24 protein-coding genes are annotated in these 19,707 nt (G+C 62.5%); 7 read left to right on the top strand and 17 right to left on the bottom strand.

From position 1 onward, the window contains the following. The first annotated feature begins 19 nt into the window (after positions 1–19). Entirely contained in the window at positions 20–1,060 is a 1,041-nt protein-coding gene (locus ACSMXM_RS12490) for a sugar-transfer associated ATP-grasp domain-containing protein (RefSeq protein ID WP_460316606.1), read from the top strand. Between the two features lie 52 nt (positions 1,061–1,112). Here ACSMXM_RS12490 and ACSMXM_RS12485 read toward each other — a convergent pair whose 3' ends face one another. After that, positions 1,113–2,045: an electron transfer flavoprotein subunit alpha/FixB family protein gene (locus ACSMXM_RS12485; RefSeq protein ID WP_460316604.1), complete on the bottom strand. Its 933-nt coding sequence runs from the start codon at positions 2,043–2,045 to the stop codon at positions 1,113–1,115. Further along, positions 2,042–2,791: an electron transfer flavoprotein subunit beta/FixA family protein gene (locus ACSMXM_RS12480; RefSeq protein ID WP_460316602.1), complete on the bottom strand. Its 750-nt coding sequence runs from the start codon at positions 2,789–2,791 to the stop codon at positions 2,042–2,044. The genes ACSMXM_RS12485 and ACSMXM_RS12480 overlap by 4 nt, the downstream gene beginning before the upstream one ends. A 167-nt stretch (positions 2,792–2,958) precedes the next feature. Between ACSMXM_RS12480 and ACSMXM_RS12475 the strand changes: the two genes are divergently transcribed. Together ACSMXM_RS12475 and ACSMXM_RS12470 are read left to right on the top strand one after the other, a co-directional pair. After that, positions 2,959–3,294: a DUF6481 family protein gene (locus ACSMXM_RS12475; protein ID WP_460316600.1), complete on the top strand. Its 336-nt coding sequence runs from the start codon at positions 2,959–2,961 to the stop codon at positions 3,292–3,294. Between the two features lie 53 nt (positions 3,295–3,347). Continuing rightward, positions 3,348–4,025: a spermine/spermidine synthase domain-containing protein gene (locus ACSMXM_RS12470; protein ID WP_460316598.1), complete on the top strand. Its 678-nt coding sequence runs from the start codon at positions 3,348–3,350 to the stop codon at positions 4,023–4,025. 7 nt (positions 4,026–4,032) lie between these two features. Here ACSMXM_RS12470 and egtD read toward each other — a convergent pair whose 3' ends face one another. The 6 genes from egtD to ACSMXM_RS12440 form a co-directional block, all read right to left on the bottom strand. After that, entirely contained in the window at positions 4,033–5,004 is a 972-nt protein-coding gene (gene egtD / locus ACSMXM_RS12465; protein WP_460316596.1) for an L-histidine N(alpha)-methyltransferase, read from the bottom strand. Next, positions 5,001–6,170, bottom strand: a complete 1,170-nt coding sequence (gene egtB, locus ACSMXM_RS12460; RefSeq protein ID WP_460317596.1) for an ergothioneine biosynthesis protein EgtB — start codon at positions 6,168–6,170, stop codon at positions 5,001–5,003. Before egtB ends, egtD begins: the two co-directional genes overlap by 4 nt. A gap of 19 nt (positions 6,171–6,189) precedes the next feature. After that, positions 6,190–6,744 (bottom strand): cob(I)yrinic acid a,c-diamide adenosyltransferase, encoded by a 555-nt coding sequence (locus ACSMXM_RS12455; RefSeq protein ID WP_460316593.1) that lies wholly within the window; start codon positions 6,742–6,744, stop codon positions 6,190–6,192. Beyond that, a complete protein-coding gene (locus ACSMXM_RS12450; protein ID WP_460316591.1) occupies positions 6,737–6,940 on the bottom strand; it encodes an HIG1 domain-containing protein in 204 nt (67 codons plus the stop codon). Before ACSMXM_RS12450 ends, ACSMXM_RS12455 begins: the two co-directional genes overlap by 8 nt. 65 nt (positions 6,941–7,005) lie before the next feature. Next, on the bottom strand, positions 7,006–7,512 hold the full coding sequence (locus tag ACSMXM_RS12445) for a L,D-transpeptidase family protein (protein WP_460316589.1): 507 nt from the start codon (positions 7,510–7,512) through the stop codon (positions 7,006–7,008). Further along, positions 7,509–8,069, bottom strand: coding sequence for a regulatory protein RecX (locus ACSMXM_RS12440; RefSeq protein WP_460316587.1), 561 nt, complete (start codon positions 8,067–8,069; stop codon positions 7,509–7,511). Before ACSMXM_RS12440 ends, ACSMXM_RS12445 begins: the two co-directional genes overlap by 4 nt. 178 nt (positions 8,070–8,247) lie before the next feature. Here ACSMXM_RS12440 and ACSMXM_RS12435 point away from each other — a divergent pair, with 178 nt between their 5' ends. Continuing rightward, a complete protein-coding gene (locus ACSMXM_RS12435; protein ID WP_460317595.1) occupies positions 8,248–10,017 on the top strand; it encodes a fatty acyl-AMP ligase in 1,770 nt (589 codons plus the stop codon). A 45-nt stretch (positions 10,018–10,062) separates the two neighbouring features. Further along, entirely contained in the window at positions 10,063–10,983 is a 921-nt protein-coding gene (locus ACSMXM_RS12430) for an NAD-dependent epimerase/dehydratase family protein (protein ID WP_460317594.1), read from the top strand. Here ACSMXM_RS12430 and ACSMXM_RS12425 read toward each other — a convergent pair. The 9 genes from ACSMXM_RS12425 to ACSMXM_RS12385 all read right to left on the bottom strand — a co-directional run bounded on the left by ACSMXM_RS12425 (position 10,980) and on the right by ACSMXM_RS12385 (position 16,611). Next, entirely contained in the window at positions 10,980–11,468 is a 489-nt protein-coding gene (locus tag ACSMXM_RS12425) for a hypothetical protein (protein WP_460316584.1), read from the bottom strand. The two genes, ACSMXM_RS12430 and ACSMXM_RS12425, sit on opposite strands and share 4 nt — an antisense overlap. After that, a complete protein-coding gene (locus tag ACSMXM_RS12420) occupies positions 11,465–12,097 on the bottom strand; it encodes a hypothetical protein (RefSeq protein ID WP_460316582.1) in 633 nt (210 codons plus the stop codon). Before ACSMXM_RS12420 ends, ACSMXM_RS12425 begins: the two co-directional genes overlap by 4 nt. Further along, entirely contained in the window at positions 12,094–12,624 is a 531-nt protein-coding gene (locus ACSMXM_RS12415) for an RNA polymerase sigma factor (RefSeq protein ID WP_460316580.1), read from the bottom strand. The genes ACSMXM_RS12420 and ACSMXM_RS12415 overlap by 4 nt, the downstream gene beginning before the upstream one ends. A gap of 102 nt (positions 12,625–12,726) precedes the next feature. Continuing rightward, positions 12,727–13,122, bottom strand: coding sequence for a MerR family transcriptional regulator (locus tag ACSMXM_RS12410; RefSeq protein ID WP_460316578.1), 396 nt, complete (start codon positions 13,120–13,122; stop codon positions 12,727–12,729). Next, the gene (locus tag ACSMXM_RS12405) at positions 13,122–13,418 is read right to left on the bottom strand and encodes an integration host factor subunit alpha (protein ID WP_460316576.1); all 297 of its coding nucleotides are present in this window, start codon (positions 13,416–13,418) and stop codon (positions 13,122–13,124) included. The genes ACSMXM_RS12410 and ACSMXM_RS12405 overlap by 1 nt, the downstream gene beginning before the upstream one ends. A 67-nt stretch (positions 13,419–13,485) precedes the next feature. Further along, a complete protein-coding gene (locus ACSMXM_RS12400) occupies positions 13,486–14,466 on the bottom strand; it encodes a beta-ketoacyl-ACP synthase III (RefSeq protein WP_460316575.1) in 981 nt (326 codons plus the stop codon). Continuing rightward, complete coding sequence (gene plsX / locus ACSMXM_RS12395) at positions 14,463–15,518, bottom strand: phosphate acyltransferase PlsX (protein ID WP_460316574.1); 1,056 nt, start codon at positions 15,516–15,518, stop codon at positions 14,463–14,465. Before plsX ends, ACSMXM_RS12400 begins: the two co-directional genes overlap by 4 nt. A 76-nt stretch (positions 15,519–15,594) precedes the next feature. Further along, a complete protein-coding gene (gene rpmF, locus ACSMXM_RS12390) occupies positions 15,595–15,774 on the bottom strand; it encodes a 50S ribosomal protein L32 (protein WP_460316573.1) in 180 nt (59 codons plus the stop codon). 168 nt (positions 15,775–15,942) lie between these two features. Next, positions 15,943–16,611 (bottom strand): MBL fold metallo-hydrolase, encoded by a 669-nt coding sequence (locus tag ACSMXM_RS12385; RefSeq protein WP_460316572.1) that lies wholly within the window; start codon positions 16,609–16,611, stop codon positions 15,943–15,945. 67 nt (positions 16,612–16,678) lie between these two features. Here ACSMXM_RS12385 and pabB point away from each other — a divergent pair, with 67 nt between their 5' ends. Together pabB and ACSMXM_RS12375 are read left to right on the top strand one after the other, a co-directional pair. Next, complete coding sequence (gene pabB / locus ACSMXM_RS12380; RefSeq protein ID WP_460316571.1) at positions 16,679–18,448, top strand: aminodeoxychorismate synthase component I; 1,770 nt, start codon at positions 16,679–16,681, stop codon at positions 18,446–18,448. A gap of 50 nt (positions 18,449–18,498) precedes the next feature. Then, positions 18,499–19,701: a pyridoxal phosphate-dependent aminotransferase gene (locus tag ACSMXM_RS12375; protein WP_460316570.1), complete on the top strand. Its 1,203-nt coding sequence runs from the start codon at positions 18,499–18,501 to the stop codon at positions 19,699–19,701. Positions 19,702–19,707: the final 6 nt, after the last annotated feature.

Raw genomic sequence — 19,707 nt, 5'->3', positions numbered from 1 at the left:
TTCTTAAGAAAGAACAACAATGTCGCTTCGCAATACCGTAAAAATCTGGCGTTCAATGCGATCAAACGGTCACGAAATAGTTAAACCAAAACTAATGCAATTATCAGAAATGATCTATTTGCTTCTTCTTAAAAGGAATGGTCCGGGGTATTATTTGTGTGGAGGATTCAATGTCCTAGGTCGTCCCGTAAGCCTGGCTAGAAATCACTTCACACATGCAGAATATAGTGAATTTATAGAAAAAGCTAATGCTCTCTCCAAGAACAGTAAATATCATTCCAAGGTATTTCAGAAAGAGGCGATGCGTCAGGGGGGCGTAACAACCCCGAAAGTATTGTTCGCTCAAGGAAAGGCAACCGATCCTGACCAACACAAATTTGATCAGGCCCTTGAACAAATTGTCGGACAAAGAGTAGTTGTTAAGCCTGATGTGGACTCGGGTAGGGGACGAGGTGTCCAAATATTGAAAGTGACCAAAAATAGCGGCCACATACATCTACAAAGGGAGGAACGAACTGTCTATTCTTACAGTGATATTTCCAAGTTATATAAGAACGCATTTTTAATCGAAGAGGTTGTTCAACAGCATGAGTGGTACAAGAGTATTCATCCCCATAGCGTAAACACTTTTCGAATCTGGATCATTTCTGATCAGCGGCAAGAAAAATATGTCTTGGGGTATTTGAGAATGGGTCGGGGACGTAGAGCGATCGATAATCAGTCAGCGGGAGGACTGGTCAGCATTCTTGACGCCGACCTTAAGCTGGGAAAAATTACCGACGGAGGGCTCGAAAGGCGCATTTTCACAAGTCATCCCGACACTCATATGGCAATTGACGGAAATTCACCTCCGATGATCGCTGACGTCATTACCTTCGCTAAAAAGGCACTGGCGGCTTTTCCGGGCCTGGCGTTTGCAGGCCTGGACGTCGCCGTGACTGCCGAGGGGCCGACACTAATCGAGATAAATCCCATGCCGGATCGGATGGGCGCCGCCCGGTGTGGGGTGCCCATGATCGCTTATTTGAAAAGCAACGGTCTCGAACATTTGCTCCCATAGGCAGCAATTTGGTTCGAGACCGTTTCGTAAATCCGACGTTTGGACCCGCGCGCTACAGCTTCTCCGTCAGTTCCGGGACCGCTTTGTACAGGTCAGCGACGAGGCCATAATCGGCGACGCTGAAGATTGGGGCATCCTCGTCCTTGTTGATGGCGATGATGGTCTTTGAATCCTTCATGCCGGCAAGGTGCTGGATCGCGCCGGAAATGCCGATGGCGATATAGAGTTCGGGTGCGACGATCTTGCCGGTCTGACCCACCTGATAGTCGTTGGGGACGTAACCCGCATCGACGGCCGCGCGGGATGCGCCCACAGCGGCACCCAGCTTGTCGGCCAGCGGCTCTATGATCTTCTCGAAATTCTCACCCGACTGCAGGGCGCGGCCGCCAGAGACGACGATACCGGCAGAGGTAAGTTCGGGGCGCTCGCTTTCCGCGATTTCGGCAGAAACGAAGCTGGACTTGCCCGCATCGCCCGCCCCGGAAACGGCCTCGACGCTGGCGGACCCGCCCTCTGCATCCGCCTTGTCGAAGGCGGTACCGCGGACGGTGATCACCTTCTTGGCGTCCGAGGATTTCACCGTGGAAATCGCATTGCCGGCATAGGTGGGCCGGTCAAAGGACCCGTCCTCGTTGATCGCGACGATTTCGGAGATCATCTGCGTGTCCATCTTTGCGGCGACGCGCGGCAGGACGTTCTTGCCGGTGGAGGTCGCAGGAGCGAGCAGATAATCATAATCGCCCATCAGCCCCTCGACCAGCGGTGCGAGATTTTCCGCCAGCGCGTGGCCATAGGCGGCGTCGTCGGCGTGCAGCACCTTCGCGACGCCTGCGACCTTCGCTGCGGCATCGGCTACGGCCTGCGATCCTTCGCCGGCGACGAGGACATGGACGTCCCCACCCAGTTTCGTGGCGGCAGTTACGGCGACGAGCGTGGCGGGCGCCAACTCTTTATTGTCGTGGTCTGCGAGAATCAGTGTGCTCATGCTGCGAACCCCTTTTCCTTGATCTTGGCAACGAGCGTGTCGACGTCGGGAACGATTTCACCGGCTTCGCGCTTCGGCGGTTCGATGACCTTAAGCACCTCCAGCCGGGGGGCGGTGTCGACGCCGTAATCGGCGGGCGTCTTCTCGTCGATCGGCTTTTTCTTTGCCTTCATGATATTGGGCAAGGAGGCATAGCGCGGTTCGTTCAGCCGCAAATCCGTCGTGATGATCGCAGGGGTGGACAGCGACAGCGTTTCCAGTCCGCCATCCACTTCGCGCGTCACGTTCACCTTGCCGTCGGCGGGTTCCACCTTCGACGCGAACGTGCCCTGCGGCCAGTCCAGCAGCGCCGCCAGCATCTGGCCGACTTGGTTGGAATCGTCGTCGATCGCCTGCTTGCCCAGAATCACCAGATCGGGGCTTTCCTCCTCGACCACCTTCGCGAGGATCTTTGCGACGGCCAGCGGCTCCGGCATTGCGTCTGCAACGACCAATATGCCGCGATCAGCGCCCATGGCGAGGCCGGTGCGTAGCGTTTCCTGCGCCTTCTGCTCGCCAATGGATATCACGACGATTTCGTCGGCCTTGCCCGCTTCCTTCAGCCTGATGGCCTCCTCCACGGCAATCTCGTCGAATGGATTCATGCTCATCTTGACGTTGGCCAGGTCGACACCGGATTGGTCGGCCTTCACCCGCGGCTTCACATTGTAATCGATGACCCGCTTTACGGGTACCAGGATTTTCATATGCGTCCCTCTTCGGAATAAATGTCGCCGCGCTCCATGGCGCAGCCCGTTCATGGGTGTCAACGCGTCAAAATGGGCAGTTGGTTCCATGCAGCCGTCCATTGCCGATGGCCACAAGCGTGCCTATGTCATGTCGCCCGCCGAACCAAAGGAACTCCGCGCCCATCATGCCTGCCTTCAAACAACCCGATCTTGCTGACCGCGCCGCCGCCGCAAAAGAAGCCAAACTTGCCGCGCTCGCAAAGATGAAGGCGCGCCCCAAGCCGACCGAAGAGGAACTCGCGGCGAAAAAGGCTGCACGTCTGGAACGGGAGGCGGAGGAACGCCGCAAGCGCGCCGAGGAAAAAGAGCGGCTGGAGGCGGAAGCCGAGGCCGCGCGCATTGCCGCCGAAGAAGAGGCGGAACGGATTCGCAAGGAAGCCGAGGGCGTAAAGGTCTCTGAATCCGTCAGGAAGGCAGCGCGCGACCTGAAATACGCCAAGCGCAAGGCGCGCCGCCGCTAGGGCCGCGCGGCTGCGTCTTCGCGCGGCCCTGCTTCCCCTGGTCCGACCGCTCCATGCTCGAACGCATCATCCTCGACGAGGCAGACCTGCTGAGCGGCGGGCGTCTGCGACTGATCCGTCGCGGCGATGAATTTTCGATCATGCTCAACCTGCCGCGCGAAGGCTGGAACGAGCTGATGAACAGCCGTCGGTCAGGCTCCGAACAGGCGCTCGCGACACTTGGCCTGCGAGGCGCTCCTGCCCGTGCCCGAGTGCTTATCGGCGGCCTTGGCATGGGCTTTACCCTGCGCGCCGCTTTGGCAGTCCTTGACCCCCGCGCCAGCGTCACCGTGTCCGAGCTGGTGCCGGAGGTGATCGCATGGGGCCGCGGCCCGATGGCAGACCTTCATGCCGGTACGCTGGATGATCCGCGCGTAACGATCATTCCCGCGGATGTCGGCGAACTGATCCGCGAAGACGGCGCGGCATATGATGCCATTCTGCTGGACGTGGATAATGGCCCTGCCGGCCTTACCAGCGTCGACAATGCCGGCCTTTACGGCGCGCGTGGCCTGGCGGTGACGAAGCGCGCATTGGCACCGGGGGGAGTTCTGGCGATCTGGTCCGCAGAGGCCGACCCGGCGTTCGGACGGCGGCTGGAAAAGGCGGGATTTACCGTCGATACCGTCACCGAACATGCCCACGCCTCCGGCAAGGGAGCGAAGCACACGATCTGGCTGGCGCGAACCTAGCTGCGGATCACCAGGTCAAGTCGGCCGGCAAGGCCCGCCACAATTGCAGGCTGAACAGATCCTCTTCGTCGGTCCAGGCCTGTACCTGTCGAAACCCTGATGCGCGGGCCAGCAGCGCGGCCTCCTCCAGGCTGTATTTGTGGCTGTTCGATATGTGCAGGGTTTCGCCCGTCGCCACCGTCCACCGCTGCTCGCCCAGAGAGATGCTGGTATTGGCGTCGGCGCGCACATGCATTTCGATGCGGCCCATTTCGGCATTCCAGAAGCTTTGATAGCTCCAGTCTTCCTCGCGCAGATCGGCGCCCAGGTCCGTCTTCATTCGGTGCAGGATGTTCAGGATGAAGCGGGCCGTTACCCCCTGGCTGTCATCATAGGCCGGCTCCAGAATGCGCGCGTCCTTCTTCAGATCCACGCCGATCACCAGATGCGCGTCCGACCCCAAAGTTTCCTTGAACGCACGCAGCAGATCGACGGCCTCCGCCGCCGTCATATTGCCGATGGTGGATCCCGGAAAAAATCCCAACTTGGGAGTATCGGCGATCCGCGCTGGCAATTTCAAGACTTTGGTGAAATCGCCCGGCAGCGGAAAGACCTCGATCCCCGGACAGTCGATTCGGATATTCTCGGCCGCCTGCTCCAGAAACTGCGCGCTAATGTCGATGGGCACATAGGCCCGCGCCTTGACCGCGCGCAGAAAGGGGGGCGTCTTGGCGCTGGAACCGGAGCCGAATTCCACGACGGTGCGCCCCTCGCCCACCTGCTTTGCAATGGCGCTGCTATTCGCCTCGATCAGGGTGACTTCGGTGCGGGTAGGATAATATTCAGGCAAGCCGGTGATCTGCTCGAACAATTCGCTGCCGCGCTGGTCATAGAGATAGCGTGCGGGAATCTCCTTGCGGTCGCGCGACAGACCCGCACGCACGGCACCTTCGAAATCGTCGATTACTGCATCTTGCGCACGGGTGGCGGCGGCATTCACAGGCTTTTCGCCAGACGCAGGCCGCTGAATTGCCAACGCTGATGCGGATAGAAGAAGTTTCGATAGGTGTCCCGCTCATGTCCCGCAGGTGTCGCGATGCTGGAGCCGCGCAGAACGAACTGTCCCGACATGAATTTCCCATTATATTCTCCGACGGCGCCGGCGGCGGGCCGGAAGCGCGGATAGGGCAAATAGGCGCTGCCGGTCCATTGCCAGCACTGGCCATGGGCGTCGGACAGTTGCGGTGCCAGGGTTTCCCACTCCGCCTCGGTGGGCAGCCTTAATCCCGCCCATGTGGCGAACGCGTCTGCTTCATAATAACCTATATGGCACACGGGTGCCGCCAGATCGAGGCTGCGTCGTCCGCGCAGAGAAAACTGGCTTGGACGGTGGTCTGATTCCGCCCGCCAATAAAGCGGCACCTCGATGCCTTCCTGATTGACCCAGGCCCAGCCATCCGACAGCCACAGGCTTGCGGTGCGATATCCGCCATCGTCGATAAATTCGTCCCATTCCGCATTGGTGACCAACCGGCTGGCGAGCGCATAGGGTTCCAGATGAACCTTGTGGCGCGGTCCCTCGCAATCATAAGAGAAATCATCTTCGCCCGTGGCCCCGATCTCCACGAGACCACCCGGATGGTCGATCCAGTCGAGTCCGCTTTCCGTCGCGGCCGGTATGGGGCCCGCACGAGAATAGCCTGGCTCGACCGGGTTCTGGGCGAACAGATGCAGGATATCCGTCAGCAACAATTCCTGATGCTGTTGCTCATGGTTCAGCCCCAGCACCACCAATTGGCGTAATTCTGCGTCGAATTCGGGAATGGCGGCCAGCAACGCCGCATCGACATGCGCGCGATATGCAAGAATGCGGTCAAGCGAGGGGCGGGTGATCAGTCCGCGTGCGCTGCGTGTATGGCGCGGACCCGCAGCCTCGTAATAGCTGTTGAATAAAAAGGAAAAGTCCTCGTCGAACGGCCGATAGTCCGCGACATGCGGGATCAGCAGGAATTGTTCGAAAAACCAGCCGACATGCGCCAGGTGCCATTTCGCGGGGCTGGCGTCCTCCATCGACTGGGGCGTCGCGTCGGCGTCGGACAGCGGGGCGGCCCGCCGCTCCGTCTCTTTGCGGATGGCGGGGTACTGCGCCAAAAGATCGTCGATCAGTACCTGCACGCCCTCGACCCTACCGATTCGCCCCCGGTACCCACAGCACATCTCCGCCCTCTCGCGCATTAACATGGCGCGACATGACGAACAGATGATCGCTCAGCCGGTTCAGATAATGTAGTGCGGCATCGGCGATCGTTTCTGCCGATGCCGCTTCGGTCGCGTCGCGCTCGGCGCGCCGCACGATCGTTCGTGCCAGGTGCAGATGGGCCGCAAGCGGCGTACCGGCGGGAAGAACAAAGCTTTTCAGGGGCTCAAGGGCGTCGTTCATGGCGTCGATTTCGCGTTCCAGCCGCTCGACCTGCGCGGGGGAGATACGCAGCGCCCCCTCCACCTCTCCGGGCGTGGCAAGATCTGCGCCCAGATCGAACAAATCGTTCTGAATCCGCGACAAAATGTCGTCGTCGTCCTTACCGGCGTGCAAGCGGGCAAGGCCGATGGCGGCGTTCGCCTCGTCCACAGAGCCATAGGCGGCAACCCGCGCGTCCGATTTCGCCCGGCGCGATCCGTCGACCAGTCCCGTGGTACCGTCATCGCCCGTGCGCGTGTAGATTTTGTTGAGCTTAACCAAAGGCGCCGGCCATCATGGCGCCGATCACGATGACGAGCACCACCGCCGCCTGCAAATAGACGCGGGTGAACATCAGATTATTGGATTTCCGCCCCCCTAGATCCTTGCCGGAGGCCATGACGATGATGCCCCGGATCAATACGGCTGCGGTTGCAAGGGCGCCGATGACGATCAGGACGATGATGAACGTGTTCATGTCGCCAATTTGGGACCGCACACCCAAAAAGTCACCCCCCCCCGCGCCAACCTGTCGCCATGACGTCAGTCAATGGCGATAATTGCGCCGGGGGAGAGTGAGGCGAGGAGCCGGAACAGTTCGTCCCGCGCGACAGCGACACACCCCTCTGTCCCCGTTCGTCCGTCGACGGTGCAGTGCAGAAAGATCGCGCTGCCGGCGCCGGCTTTCGGCGGGGTATTGTGATCGGTCGTGACGATCAGATCGTACAGTCCGTCCTCGCGCCACAGATGTTCGGCGCTGTATCCGTGCGGATGCCGAATCGGATAATTATAGGCGGGGTCGGTGGCTCCGTCCGACCAGCCGTCGGACCGGCTCAGCCAGCGCCATGGCAGCCGGGTTGTGGGGGCGGGCATTCGGTCCGGCCGGACCAGCACGGTCAGCAGGCGATATTCCCCCAGCGGTGTCGCGCCGTCGCCCTCGGCCTTGTCAGCTTCGGCAATAGCGCCGCCCTTCCCGATCAGACAGGGCAGGCTCAGCTCTCCTGCAATTAGCGTCCGCGACGCAGTGTCTACGACGATCCTGTCGATCATGCTTCCGTGTCGTTCCATTCAGCTTCCAATAACTCGGGCGAACTTGCCTGCATCAACTGGGTGATCAGGTCGGGCGAATGGCCCGCCCGCGCCATGGCGGCGAACTGCTTTTGCTGCGCTCGCCGATCCAGAACCTCTTTTGCCCAGGGGCCGAAACGGCGCCGCTTCGCCAGCGTCAGAAGGGCGCTGCGGTCATCCACGTCCCGGCCGATCTCCTCGCGCAGTCCTTCATCCACGCCGGCCTCGCGCAGCGCCCCTTCCACGCGCCGGGCACCATAGCCCCGCGCGGACAGGCTGCGCGCCTTTGCCTCGCCATATATGCGGTCATCGACATAGCCCAGTTCGACAAAGCGCGCCGTCAAGGCGCCCAGGTCCGGCGGACGTCCCCCTTCCCACCCGCGTTCGCGCAGCTTGCGCGCCAGATATGACTGTAGTTTTGCCTGCGTCGTCGCATATCGTTCGACGTAACGCAGCGCCAATCCGCGCAGGGATTCCTCCTCCAGCGGGCGGGGCGGTCGCTTTTTGCGGTCGCGGTGGGAGGGTGCATCTGCGGACACGCCGCATTCCTGCCATAGTCACGGCTGATTTTGAACGCTAGCACGCGGCATCTCGAAAAAAGTGCCGTCTGCCAATTCCGTTTTGGCAGGCGCGACACTTTTGTGTAACACACCCCCGAATGAGGCTGATCCTGTGAGGACCGTGAGTGACGAGACGCCGGAAACCGACGTGTCTGTAATGGTTTATGCGAGCGGCCCGGATAACTCGGCCTCCTCCGGCACGACGCCCACCAGAAGCGGCGTGGCGCGCCGCCTTGCCAATTTTGAAACGCTGGGCGCGGCTCTCGATTATGCGGCGACCAGCGATGCGGGCCTGAATTTCTTTGACGCACGTGCCGAAAACCCGCGAATCCTGCCCTATAGCGACCTGAAACAGCAGGCCATGCGCCATGCGCGCAGGTTGATCGCCCTTGGGGCGCAACGGGGCGACCGTATCGCCCTGATCGCGGAAACAGGTCCGGAATTCGTCGCAACCTTCTTCGGCGCCATCTATGCGGGTGCGCTGCCCGTGCCATTGCCGCTGCCGACCAGCTTTGGTGGTCGCGAAGGCTATGTCGAACAAATCCGCAATCAGCTGAAATCATGCGATCCGATGCTGGCGCTGTCGCCGCCCTCTCTGGTGCCCTTCGTAAAGGAGGCGGCGGGGGCGCTGGCGGATGTGCAGGTCCTTGGCTGGGACGATCTTGACGGCCTGCCGGCCCCTCAGACGACCCTGCCGCAAGCCGCGACGGACGACATAGCCTATCTGCAATATTCCAGCGGCTCGACGCGCTTTCCGCATGGCGTGGAGGTCACGCATGGGGCACTGCTGGCCAATCTGAACGGTCATGCCGTCGGGGTGGAGCTGCGCGAAACGGACCGCGTCGTATCCTGGTTGCCCTTCTATCATGATATGGGTCTGGTCGGCTGTCTGCTGTCGCCAGTCGCGAACCAGGTTAGCGCCGATTATCTCGCGACAGAGGATTTCGCGCGCCGCCCGCTCAGCTGGCTGACCCTGATCAGCCGTAATTCGGGCACAACGCTCAGCTATTCGCCGACATTCGGCTATGACATCTGCACCCGGCGCATTTCCAGTCAGACGCGGGCAGGGGACAAGTTCGACCTGTCGCGATGGCGGGTGGCCGGCAACGGTGCCGACATGATCCGGCCATCCGTGATGGACCAGTTCGCCAGCACCTTTGCCCCGGCGGGGTTCGACGCGCGCGCCTTCCTGCCCAGCTATGGCCTGGCAGAGGCGACGCTGGCCGTCACGATGACGAAACCGGGCGTCGGGATCGAAGTGGACGAAGTCGACGAACAATTGCTTGCCGGCCATGGCGCCGCGGCCGATGGCGCCGAAAAGGGAGAGGCGCGCACCCGCCGCCTCGTAAATTGCGGCTATGCACTGCCCGGCATGGAAATCGAAATTCGGGGGCCTGCGGACGAAGTGCTTTCCGACCGGCAGATCGGCCGTGTCCTGACGCGGGGTCCCAGCATCATGACGGGCTATTTCCGCGATACGGAGGCAACCGCCGCCTGCCTTTCGGACGGCTGGCTCGACACGGGCGACATGGGTTATCTGAAGGACGGCGCCATCTATATCGTCGGTCGTGCCAAGGACATGATCATCGTCAACGGCAAGAATCACTGGCCGCAGGACATTGAGTGGAGCGTCGAACAGCTGCCCGGCTTCAAGGCGGGCGATATCGCCGCCTTTGCGATCACCACGCCAGAGGGGGAGGAGAGCCCTGCCGTGCTGGTCCAGTGTCGCACGACCGACCGGGAAGAACGAGCACGCCTCGTCGCCCTGATAAAGGAAAAGATCCAGGCCCTTACCGGCATGAGTTGCGTCGTGGAGCTGGTTCCGGCCCGCAGCCTGCCGCGCACCAGTTCCGGCAAGCTGTCGCGGTCGAAGGCACGGTCGCTTTACCTGTCCGGTGAGATTCAGCCGCTCGAAATCGCGGCCTAATCGCGCGCCGATGAGGGCTGTATCGTTTCGCCGCTCCGGGCGCAGATCGTGAAAATCGCGATAACGGGCGGGACCGGTTTCGTCGGCGCGCACCTTGTCGACCTGGCGCTTGCCGGGGGTCATCAGGTCCGCGCCCTTACGCGCCGCGCACAGCCGGAACGTCAGGGCGTCACATGGATCCCGGGTGATCTGAGCGCGGATGCCGCGCTGCTGGACCTGTGTGCGGGCGCGGCGGCGATCATTCACGTCGCGGGCGTCGTCAATGCGCCCGACCATGCGGGGTTTCACACGGGGAATGTTGGCGGCACCCGCGCCGTGCTGGCGGCGGCGGAGCGTGCCGGTGTCGCCCGTTTCATTCAGGTTTCGTCCCTGTCGGCCAGAGAGCCGGACCTTTCGCTTTATGGCGCGTCGAAGGCGCGGGCAGATCAGCTTGTGCAGCAATCCTCCCGCGCGTGGACGATTGTGCTTCCGCCGGCGGTGTACGGTCCCGGCGACATGGCCATGCTCGATCTTTATCGCCTTGCACGCAGGGGATGGGCGTTACTGCCCGGCAAGGGCCGGTTTTCGCTGATTTATGTCACCGATCTTGCGGCGTCCCTGCTGGCGCTCGCAACGGTGACGACTGGTGTTGGTCAGTCATTCGAAATCGACGACGGTAGCGGCGGTCTCGGTCATGGGGAAATGGCGGATCTGATCGGCGAAGCCGTGGGTCGGGTGCCCCGAAAAGTAAGATTGCCGACGGCTGCCCTGACCGTGGGCGCTGCACTTGATACTCTGCGCGCACGCCTGTCGGACGATTTGCCGACGCTCAGCCTTGATCGGGCGCGCTATATCGCTCATCCGGACTGGACCGCAGATGTGGCACCGCTAGCGGATCTGGGTATCTGGCAACCGCATGTGCGACCCCGCGAAGGGATTGCACGAACAGCGGCATGGTACCGGTCACAGGGGCTGCTGCGGCCTTAGTCAGACACTTGCTGCGCAGGACCGCGCCCGTCGCGCAGGCGCCGCAAATCTTCCTGATGCTGCGTCATCATGCGGTCGAAACGCTCCATCCGGTCTTTTGCCAGTTTCATGCGCTGCTGCATCCGCCGCTCCCGCATCGCCATCATGGTGGCAAAGGCCTTTCTGTCGGCGACAGAAAGGTCGGCATAGGCCGCGCGCATGCGCGCGGCCGCGCGGGCATAATCCTGCATCACGAGCTGTCGTTCCGCCTTTTGCGCATCCTCTATGGCATCCAGGTCCAGTTCGTCTGCTGCCAGCAGAGAAAGTATCTTCGTGCGGGCCGCCCGGACCTCCTCGTCATGACCGGGAATTTCTTCCTTCGCCATGGCGGCCGCCAAAGTGGCGCGCCCCTCCGCGCTCAGGCCACCGAACGGCTGCTGCGCGGCCGTACCGGACGCCAGCCCGATCACCATCGCGGCTGCCAGGATGGTACCGCGCGTTCTCATGGCAGGTCCTCCTCTTCCGGCCGCGGCGTGAAGACATAGCCGGCCATGAACAGGTCGTCATTGGCTTCGGTGAAATCAAATTCCTCCATCCCTGCCGTGGCCAATTGCGCCCCTGCGGCCAGGCGGCGCGGGGCGCCAAACGGTGCATCGCCGGGGGCAGGTTCGTCGGCGGAGGCGAGAGCAACGGGCGGCGCCTCCGGGGCGGGGCGGTCGGGCTCAGGCACTTCGGCGGGCTCGGTCGACGCCAGTTCCACCGGGGCGATCTCCGCCACCGGCGCGGGCGCGGTAAAGGCGGCGGGCGGCGCTTCCGTCGCGGCGATTTCTGCCGTAGCCGCCTGGGGCACGGATCCGGCGGGCGCGGGGGCACCGACGGGGCCGCCACCGCTGCTGACGAACATAACGCCCGCGATCGCGGCAGCGATACCCCCGCCGAACAGGGCAGGCGGCATCCAGCGGCGGTCATTTGCAGGCGGTGCCATCGCCTCGATGCGGGCGGTCGCCATGGCGCGGTCGGCGGCGGCCATTGCCGCGCCAGGTTCGATGGCGGGATCGCGATCGGTTGTCGCCCAGCGCGTCAGCAACGCGTCGACGCCGTCGCGGTCCATGTTCAGTTCCGTGGGGCCTGTCATGCCTCCAACTCCTCTTTCAACGGCGCCAACCGCTGGGCCAAATCCGCCCGCGCCCGTGCGAGCAATCCTTCGATCGCCTTGGGTGTCGTTTCTAGCGCCTCGGCAATCTCGTTCATCGTCGCCCCGTCGCCATAAAACAGCGTGATCGCCGCCCGCTGGCGCGCGGGGAGTTTCATGACCTCGGCATTGATACGGCGGTCGCGCATCAGATCGCCCGTGGCCTCCTCCGGGCCTGCCTCCTCGCTGGCGGCATCCCGGACATCATCAATATCTTCGACGGGCTTCAGCGCCCGTTTCCGATCGATGCAGCAATTGACGACGATCCGCCGGAACCAGGTGGAGACTTTGGCCCGTTCGGGGTCGAAGCGTTCCGCCGTTTTCCACAGCTTCACCAGCGCGGTCTGTACCGCGTCCTCCGCCTCTGCGCGGCTGCCCAGCACTTTCATCGCGGTCCCGATCGCGGGACCGTACAAAAGCTCGGTCAGTGCCCTAAAGGCGCCATCGTCGCCTCTGGCCACGTCTGCCATCAGCGAAGAGGGATCGATTGGTGAAGGACGCGTCATCACCTGCAACATCGGGATGGATACGGCGAATGTCGAGAGCATCCCCCGCCATCGGCATCCGGAAGTTCAGGATATTTGTGCGGACTGGAGCGCACCGGACAGACGGTCGCGTATCGATCTCAGGTCACGCAGGAAGGCGGCGTCCATGCTGGGGCCGCCCTCGGAATGCGGTGTGGCGACGGGCGGCGGCGCAGCGGTTTCGCCCGACGTGACTGCCTTGACGCCCTGCTCCCGCAGCAGCTTCTGGACGCCCTTTATCGTATAGCCATGAGAATAAAGCAGCCGATTGACGGCGCGGATCAGATCCACGTCCTCTGGCCGGTAATAGCGGCGGCCACCGCCGCGTTTCAGCGGGCTGACTTCCTTGAACTTGGTTTCCCAGAACCTCAGTACGTGCTGAGGCACGCCGACCTCGTCGGAAACCTCGCTGATCGTACGGAAGGCTGAGGCGCTCTTGCCCATTATTTGCCGTTGATGCGGTCGCGCATGATCTGGCTGGGGCGGAAGGTCAGCACGCGGCGCGGTTCGATGGGAACCTCTTCGCCTGTCTTTGGGTTGCGCCCCATGCGGCGATTCTTGTCGCGCAGGACGAAGCTGCCAAAGGACGAGATCTTGACGTTCTCGCCGCGTACCAGCGCGCTCGATACGGAATCGAGTACCGTTTCCACCAGTTGCACGGATTCGGACCGCGACAGCCCGATCTGATCATGCACATCGTCGCCCAGTTCGGCGCGGGTCAGGGTATTTGTGTCGGACATGGCCTTTGCGGCTCCCTTTCTCAGATTAACCTACATCTATCAAAAATGCGCGGTCAGCGAAAGCACATTACCAGCGTACCGCCGCCGCTCCCCAAGTAAAGCCGCCGCCCATCGCCTCCAGCAGCAAAAGATCGCCATCCTTGATGCGTCCGTCGCGTACACCGGCGTCCAGGGCGAGGGGGACAGAGGCGGCAGAGGTGTTCGCATGCCGGTCGACGGTAACGATGACATCCTCCATGGACAGGCCCAGCTTCCTGGCCGTCGCCTCCAGGATGCGGAGGTTCGCCTGATGCGGGATGATCCAGTCGATCTGCGATTCGTCGAGCCCGGCCAGGTTCAGCGCCTCCGACACCACACTGGCCAGATTCTTTACGGCGTGCCGGAACACTTCCTTGCCGGACATGCGCAGCTTTCCGACCGTCCCGGTAGAGGAGGGGCCGCCGTCGACATATAACAGGCTCTTATGATTGCCGTCGGCATGCAGCTTTGTCGACAGGACGCCCTTGGTTCCGGTTTCCGCCGTGATCACGGCGGCGCCGGCGCCATCGCCGAACAGGACGCAGGTTCCGCGATCCTCCCAGTCCAGAATCCGGCTAAAGGTCTCCGCCCCGATCAGCAGCGCCTTTTCATGGCCGCCGGCGCGGATCATCGCATCGACGACGGACAGTCCGTACAAGAAGCCTGAACAGACGGCTTGCACGTCGAAGGCGGCGCAATCGCCGGCGCCCAGTTTCTGCTGCACGGTCGTCGCGGTGGCGGGAAAGGTCTGATCGGGTGTCGCGGTCGCGACGATGATCAGGTCGATATCGCTGGCGGCAATTCCGGCCGCGGCCAGCGCCTCCTTGGCCGCGGCGGTGGCGAGGTCCGACGTGAACTCCCCCTCAGCGGCGATATGCCGTTGGCGAATGCCGGTGCGCTCAACGATCCATTCATCGCTGGTGTCCACCTGCTGGGCCAGCGCCGCATTGCTAAGGATATTGGCGGGCAGATAGGTGCCCGTGCCGACAATGCGGGCGCGCCTGATGGACTGTGTCGCGTCATCTGTCATTCGGCTGCCTGTTGTTCTGCTGCGGGGGCGTGCCGTTGCGCCTGAAAGCGGGCAAGGTCGGTGGCGATGCGCTCTTGGATGCCGTCCGCGACTAGATCGTGGGCGACACCGATGGCGTTGGCGAAGCCCTCTACATTGGCGCTGCCGTGCGATTTCACCACGACGCCGTTCAGGCCCAGAAAAACGGCGCCATTATGGGCATTGGGGTCCAGGTGAGCGCGCAGGCTGGACAGCACGCGCTTCGACATCACGAAGCCCAGAATGGACCAGAAATTGGCGCGAAAGGCGCGACGCAGCAGTTCCACCACCAGCCTCGCGGTTCCTTCGATACTTTTCAGTGCGATATTGCCGGAAAAACCATCGGAGACGATGACATCGACCTCGCCCCGGCCGATCTTGTCGCCCTCGATGAAGCCGGCGAAGGTGAAGTCCAGCTTGGCGCTGCGAAGTGCCTCGGCCGCATCCTTGTGGTCGTCCGTACCCTTCAGGTCTTCCTCACCAATGTTCAGAATCGCGACGGAGGGCGTGTCGATACCCAGCACGATGCGCGCGAAACAGGCGCCCATGACGGCAAACTGGCTGAGATTTTCGTCATCGCACTCGGCATTGGCGCCGAGATCCAGCATGACGACGTCGGATTTCATCGTCGGCAACAGGGCGGCGAGCGCGGGCCGGTCGATGCCGGGCATGGTTTTCAGCCCGATTTTCGCAAGGGCCATCAAGGCGCCGGTATTGCCGGCGGATACGGCTGCGTGCGCTTCGCCCGCCTTTACCGCGCCGACCGCGAGCCCGATGGAGGATTTGCGTGCAGACCTCAGCACCTGGCTGGGCTTGTCGGTGCCCAGCACCCGAACGTCGGTGTGGATGATCTGCGATTCAGCCTTCAGGGCGGGATATTTTCTAAGCGCATCCTCGATCACCGCTTCGTCGCCATAAAGGCGAAAGCGCGTCTCGGGATAGCGCATGCGGGCAAGCGCAGCGGCGGCCACCGTTACCGATGCCCCTTCGTCGCCGCCCATGATGTCGAGCGCGATGATGGGGGCTACGGTCATAAGCTGCGATACGCCAGAAATGGCGACCCGTTACAAGGCGTCGTGGGGGTGCGAGGCAAGAATCCGGTCGGTCGGCTCAAAGGCCGACTTCGAGGATTTCCATACCCTTATAATGGCCGCAGGAAATGCAGACATGATGCGGCAGCTTCAGCTCGCCGCAGTTCGTGCATTCCTGGTAGTTCGCGGCCTGCAGCGCGTGGTGCGAACGGCGCTTGTCGCGACGGGCAGGCGAGGTTTTTCTTTTCGGGACGGCCATGGGGCACCTGTTCCTGTAACTGATTGTCTCGATTCGGGATCATTGCGGACGCACGACAGGGCGCGCGAGCGGAAGACCCGATGCAAGCGGCGCGATATAGCGCCCCTTGTCCGCTTTGCAAGCCGACTCGTGACGGTATGGGCCGATGCCTGGTGGAATGGGTCGGGTTCAGCCATAGGCGCCGACAAAGGGATTCGTCTTCTTTTCCTGCCCCAGCGTCGACATCGGTCCGTGTCCGGGAACGAATGCGGTTTCGTCAGGCAGCTTCCAAAGCTTCTGCGTGATCGCGTCGATCAGGTCCTGATGATTGCTTTTCGGAAAATCGGTTCGACCGATGGAATTCTGAAACAGCACGTCGCCCACGATCAGCAGCTTCGATGGCGCATGGTGGAAAACGACATGGCCCGGCGTATGACCGGGGCAGTGAATGACATCCAGGGTCAGGTCGCCCACCGTCACCTGGTCGCCCTCATGCAACCAGCGTTCCGGGGTGAACGACTTCGTGCCCGTCATGCCGAATCGCGCGCCCTGTTCCTCTGCCTGGTCGATCCAGAAGGCGTCGTCGGGGTGGGGTCCCTCGATCGGCAGATCCAGTTCCTCCGCCAGCACCTTCGTCATGCCGCAATGGTCCAGATGGCCATGCGTCACCAGCAGCTTCTCGAGCGTAACGCCTTTTTCCGCCACGACCTGCTTCAGCCGGTCCAGGTCGCCGCCAGGGTCGACCAGGGCGCCGCGCATGGTTCGCGTGCACCATAATAGCGTGCAGTTCTGCTGTAGCGGGGTCACCGGCACGATACAGGCGGCGAGCGGTGAGGGTGCGGATGTCTGTTCGGTCATCGGGGACAGAGATGGTGCCGGCGGCGAAGGCTGTCAACGCGGGCAGGCGTTCAGTAAACCCTGGCCCGTGACCGCATTCGACCCCACCCAACCCTTCATCCTGTTCGACGATGCGCGCGGCGCTGCGCCGCTGCGTCTTTACCGCGACGAAGTCGCCCGTATCGAGGCCTACGAGGTTGATGACGTCGTCCCGGCCATAACCGCCGTCCGCGCGGCACTGGCGCAGGGCCGCCATGTCGCGGGTGCAATGGCGTACGAGGCGGGAGGCGCCTTCGAACCCCTGCTGGCGACGCAGCGGCCGCTTCAAACACCCCTGGTTTCCTTCGGCGTCTATGAACGCGCGCTCATGCTTGACTGGCAAGAGGTCGAGGCGTTGGTGGCGCAGCGGGGCGTGGACATCGGCCCCTTGTCGCCGCACGTTACCCAGGCCGAACATGCCGCCGCGGTGGCGCGAATCCTGGAATATATTCACGCGGGCGACATTTATCAGGCGAACCTGACCCTGGGGGTGTCGGCGCGTTATCGCGGGCATCCGCTGTCGCTCTATGCACGGCTGCGGCGGGCACAGCGGATGCCGCACGGCGCACTGGCCCATCAAAATGATGGCAGCTGGATATTGTCCGCCTCTCCCGAGCTTTTTTTCGCGGTGAGCGGCGGGATGCTGACGGCGCGCCCGATGAAGGGCACGGAACGGCGCCAGGCGGGGGCAAGGGCAGACAGGCAGGCAGCGTCCGCGCTGGCCGAGGATGTGAAGAATCGTGCCGAAAATCTGATGATCACCGACCTGATTCGCAACGATTTGTCGCGTGTGGCGTCGCCCGGATCGGTGCGGGTGGAGGCGCCGTTTGCGGTGGAACGATATCCAACCGTGCATCAGATGGTGACGACGGTGAAGGCGCAAATGGCCCCCGGTCATGACGCCATTGACGTCCTGACCTCGATGTTTCCTTGCGGCAGCATCACGGGCGCGCCAAAGATACGCGCTTGCGAAGTGATAGAAGAGGTCGAGTGGCGGGCGCGCGGGATCTATACGGGTACGATTGGCTGGCTGGAGCCTGGGGGCGACGCCGCGTTCAATGTCGCCATTCGCACGGCGGAGCTGCGGCAGGGGCGTCTGACCATGGGGGTGGGTGCCGGCATCGTCGCGGATTCCGATGCGACGCTGGAATGGCGGGAAACCCTCACGAAGGCGAGCTTTCTTAATATGCCCGCGCGCGCATTTCACCTGATCGAAACCATGCGGTTCGATCCAGAGGACGGCATCGCCTTTCTGGACCTGCACCTGGACCGCCTGGCGGCCTCGGCGGAGCGCTTCGATTTCAAGTATAACCGTCACCAACTGCGCAATATGCTGCAAATCATGATCGGCCGGGAACGGCGCCGGCGCCGGGTGAAGCTGACTTTGTCGCGCGATGGCAGCCATGCGTTTTCCATTTCGCCGCCGCCGCCGGCGGCGCAGGACATGACGGTACGTATTGTCCCCCTGCCGGTCGATGAAGCGGACTGGCGACTGTTCCACAAGACCAGCGACCGGGTCTTTTACGACCAGGCGCGTGTCGAGGCCGGCACCGATGAGGTCCTGTTCGCACGCCGCGACGGCCTGGTGACGGAGGGGAGCTTCACCAATATTTTCGTCGAAAGGGATGGCAAGTTCCTGACGCCGCGGGCGGAGAGCGGCCTGCTGCCGGGTGTCCTGCGCGAATCGATGCTGGCGCGTCACGAGGCGGTGGAAGCGGATTTGACCGCAGAGGATCTGCAGGATGGGTTCCTGGTCGGCAATGCCGTGCGTGGATTGATACCTGCAAAGCTTGTTGCGGCGCAAAAAGACGGCGCGTAAGCCGCCTGCGCAACGCAGCCGCAATGTTTCTGCAAGGAGAAGGTTTCCCCATGTCCCTCACGTCGAAAGCCATTGACCGTATCGCCCCGTCCGCGACGGTGGGCGTCAATACGCGCGCGGCCGAATTGAAGGCCGAGGGAATGAACGTGATCAGCCTGGCGGCGGGGGAGCCCGATTTCCCGGTGCCGGACTTCGCGCAGGAAGCGGCGATCCAGGCGATTCGCGATGGCAAATCGAAATATACCGCGCCCGATGGCACGCCCGAACTGAAGGATGCAGTGCGCGCCAAATTCAAGCGCGACAATGGCATCGATTATGATCGCAGCGAGATCACCATCAATGTCGGCGGCAAGCACACCATTTTCAACGCGATGATGGCAACGCTGGACGTGGGTGACGAGGTGATCGTCCCCGCCCCCTATTGGGTCAGCTATCCCGACATCGTGCAGTTTTGCGGCGCGACGCCGGTGATCGTCGAATGCCCCGCCGATGCCGGTTTCAAGATGACGCCGCAACAGCTGGAGGCGGCGATCACGCCGAAAACCAAATGGCTGGTGTTCAATTCCCCTTCCAACCCCACCGGTGCTGCCTATACCAAGGCAGAGGTGGCGGGACTGGTGGAGGTGCTGCGACGGCACCCGCATGTCTGGATCCTGGCCGACGATATTTACGAACATATCGTCTATGACGATTTCGAATTCGTCTCCCTGGTACAGCAGGCGCCTGATCTGAAGGACCGGACCCTGACGGTGAATGGCGCGTCAAAGGCCTATTCCATGACGGGATGGCGCATCGGCTTCGCCGGCGGTCCTAAGCCTCTGATCGACGCGATCCGCAAATTACAGTCGCAGTCGACCACCAATCCGTGTGCGATCGCCCAGGCCGCGGCATGCGCCGCGCTGCAGGGGCCGCAGGACTTCCTCGCCGACCGTGCCCGCGCGTTTCAGGAACGGCGCGACCTGGTGCTGTCCATGCTGGGACAGGTCGACGGGCTGAAGACCGTGAAGCCGGAGGGGGCGTTCTACGTCTATCCCGACTGTTCGGGCCTGATCGGCAAGCGCACGCCGGATGGCAAGACGCTCGATACCGACGAGGATGTCGCCACCTATTTGCTGGAATCGGAAGGCGTTGCGGTGGTCCATGGCGCGGCATTCGGCCTCAGCCCGGCGTTCCGCATTTCCTATGCGGTGTCGTCCGAAGTGCTTGAGGATGCCTGCGAACGCATTCAGCGGGCCTGCGCCGCGCTGACCTGATGCGGG

This window comes from Pacificimonas sp. ICDLI1SI03, assembly GCF_054740865.1.
Note: the sequence above shows the minus strand (reverse complement) of the source record. Positions and strands in the feature narration are given on the sequence as shown.

Coding starts and splice junctions, on each gene's coding strand:
- plsX (WP_460316574.1), bottom strand. CDS start 15,518: ATGACCGTAGCCCCCATCATCGCGCTCGACATCATGGGCGGCGACGAA.
- ACSMXM_RS12450 (WP_460316591.1), bottom strand. CDS start 6,940: ATGAACACGTTCATCATCGTCCTGATCGTCATCGGCGCCCTTGCAACC.
- ACSMXM_RS12375 (WP_460316570.1), top strand. CDS start 18,499: ATGTCCCTCACGTCGAAAGCCATTGACCGTATCGCCCCGTCCGCGACG.
- rpmF (WP_460316573.1), bottom strand. CDS start 15,774: ATGGCCGTCCCGAAAAGAAAAACCTCGCCTGCCCGTCGCGACAAGCGC.
- ACSMXM_RS12400 (WP_460316575.1), bottom strand. CDS start 14,466: ATGACAGATGACGCGACACAGTCCATCAGGCGCGCCCGCATTGTCGGC.
- ACSMXM_RS12385 (WP_460316572.1), bottom strand. CDS start 16,611: ATGACCGAACAGACATCCGCACCCTCACCGCTCGCCGCCTGTATCGTG.
- ACSMXM_RS12475 (WP_460316600.1), top strand. CDS start 2,959: ATGCCTGCCTTCAAACAACCCGATCTTGCTGACCGCGCCGCCGCCGCA.
- ACSMXM_RS12490 (WP_460316606.1), top strand. CDS start 20: ATGTCGCTTCGCAATACCGTAAAAATCTGGCGTTCAATGCGATCAAAC.
- ACSMXM_RS12405 (WP_460316576.1), bottom strand. CDS start 13,418: ATGTCCGACACAAATACCCTGACCCGCGCCGAACTGGGCGACGATGTG.
- ACSMXM_RS12470 (WP_460316598.1), top strand. CDS start 3,348: ATGCTCGAACGCATCATCCTCGACGAGGCAGACCTGCTGAGCGGCGGG.
- ACSMXM_RS12410 (WP_460316578.1), bottom strand. CDS start 13,122: ATGGGCAAGAGCGCCTCAGCCTTCCGTACGATCAGCGAGGTTTCCGAC.
- ACSMXM_RS12480 (WP_460316602.1), bottom strand. CDS start 2,791: ATGAAAATCCTGGTACCCGTAAAGCGGGTCATCGATTACAATGTGAAG.
- ACSMXM_RS12425 (WP_460316584.1), bottom strand. CDS start 11,468: ATGAGAACGCGCGGTACCATCCTGGCAGCCGCGATGGTGATCGGGCTG.
- ACSMXM_RS12415 (WP_460316580.1), bottom strand. CDS start 12,624: ATGGCAGACGTGGCCAGAGGCGACGATGGCGCCTTTAGGGCACTGACC.
- ACSMXM_RS12445 (WP_460316589.1), bottom strand. CDS start 7,512: ATGATCGACAGGATCGTCGTAGACACTGCGTCGCGGACGCTAATTGCA.
- ACSMXM_RS12420 (WP_460316582.1), bottom strand. CDS start 12,097: ATGACAGGCCCCACGGAACTGAACATGGACCGCGACGGCGTCGACGCG.
- ACSMXM_RS12485 (WP_460316604.1), bottom strand. CDS start 2,045: ATGAGCACACTGATTCTCGCAGACCACGACAATAAAGAGTTGGCGCCC.
- ACSMXM_RS12435 (WP_460317595.1), top strand. CDS start 8,248: ATGGTTTATGCGAGCGGCCCGGATAACTCGGCCTCCTCCGGCACGACG.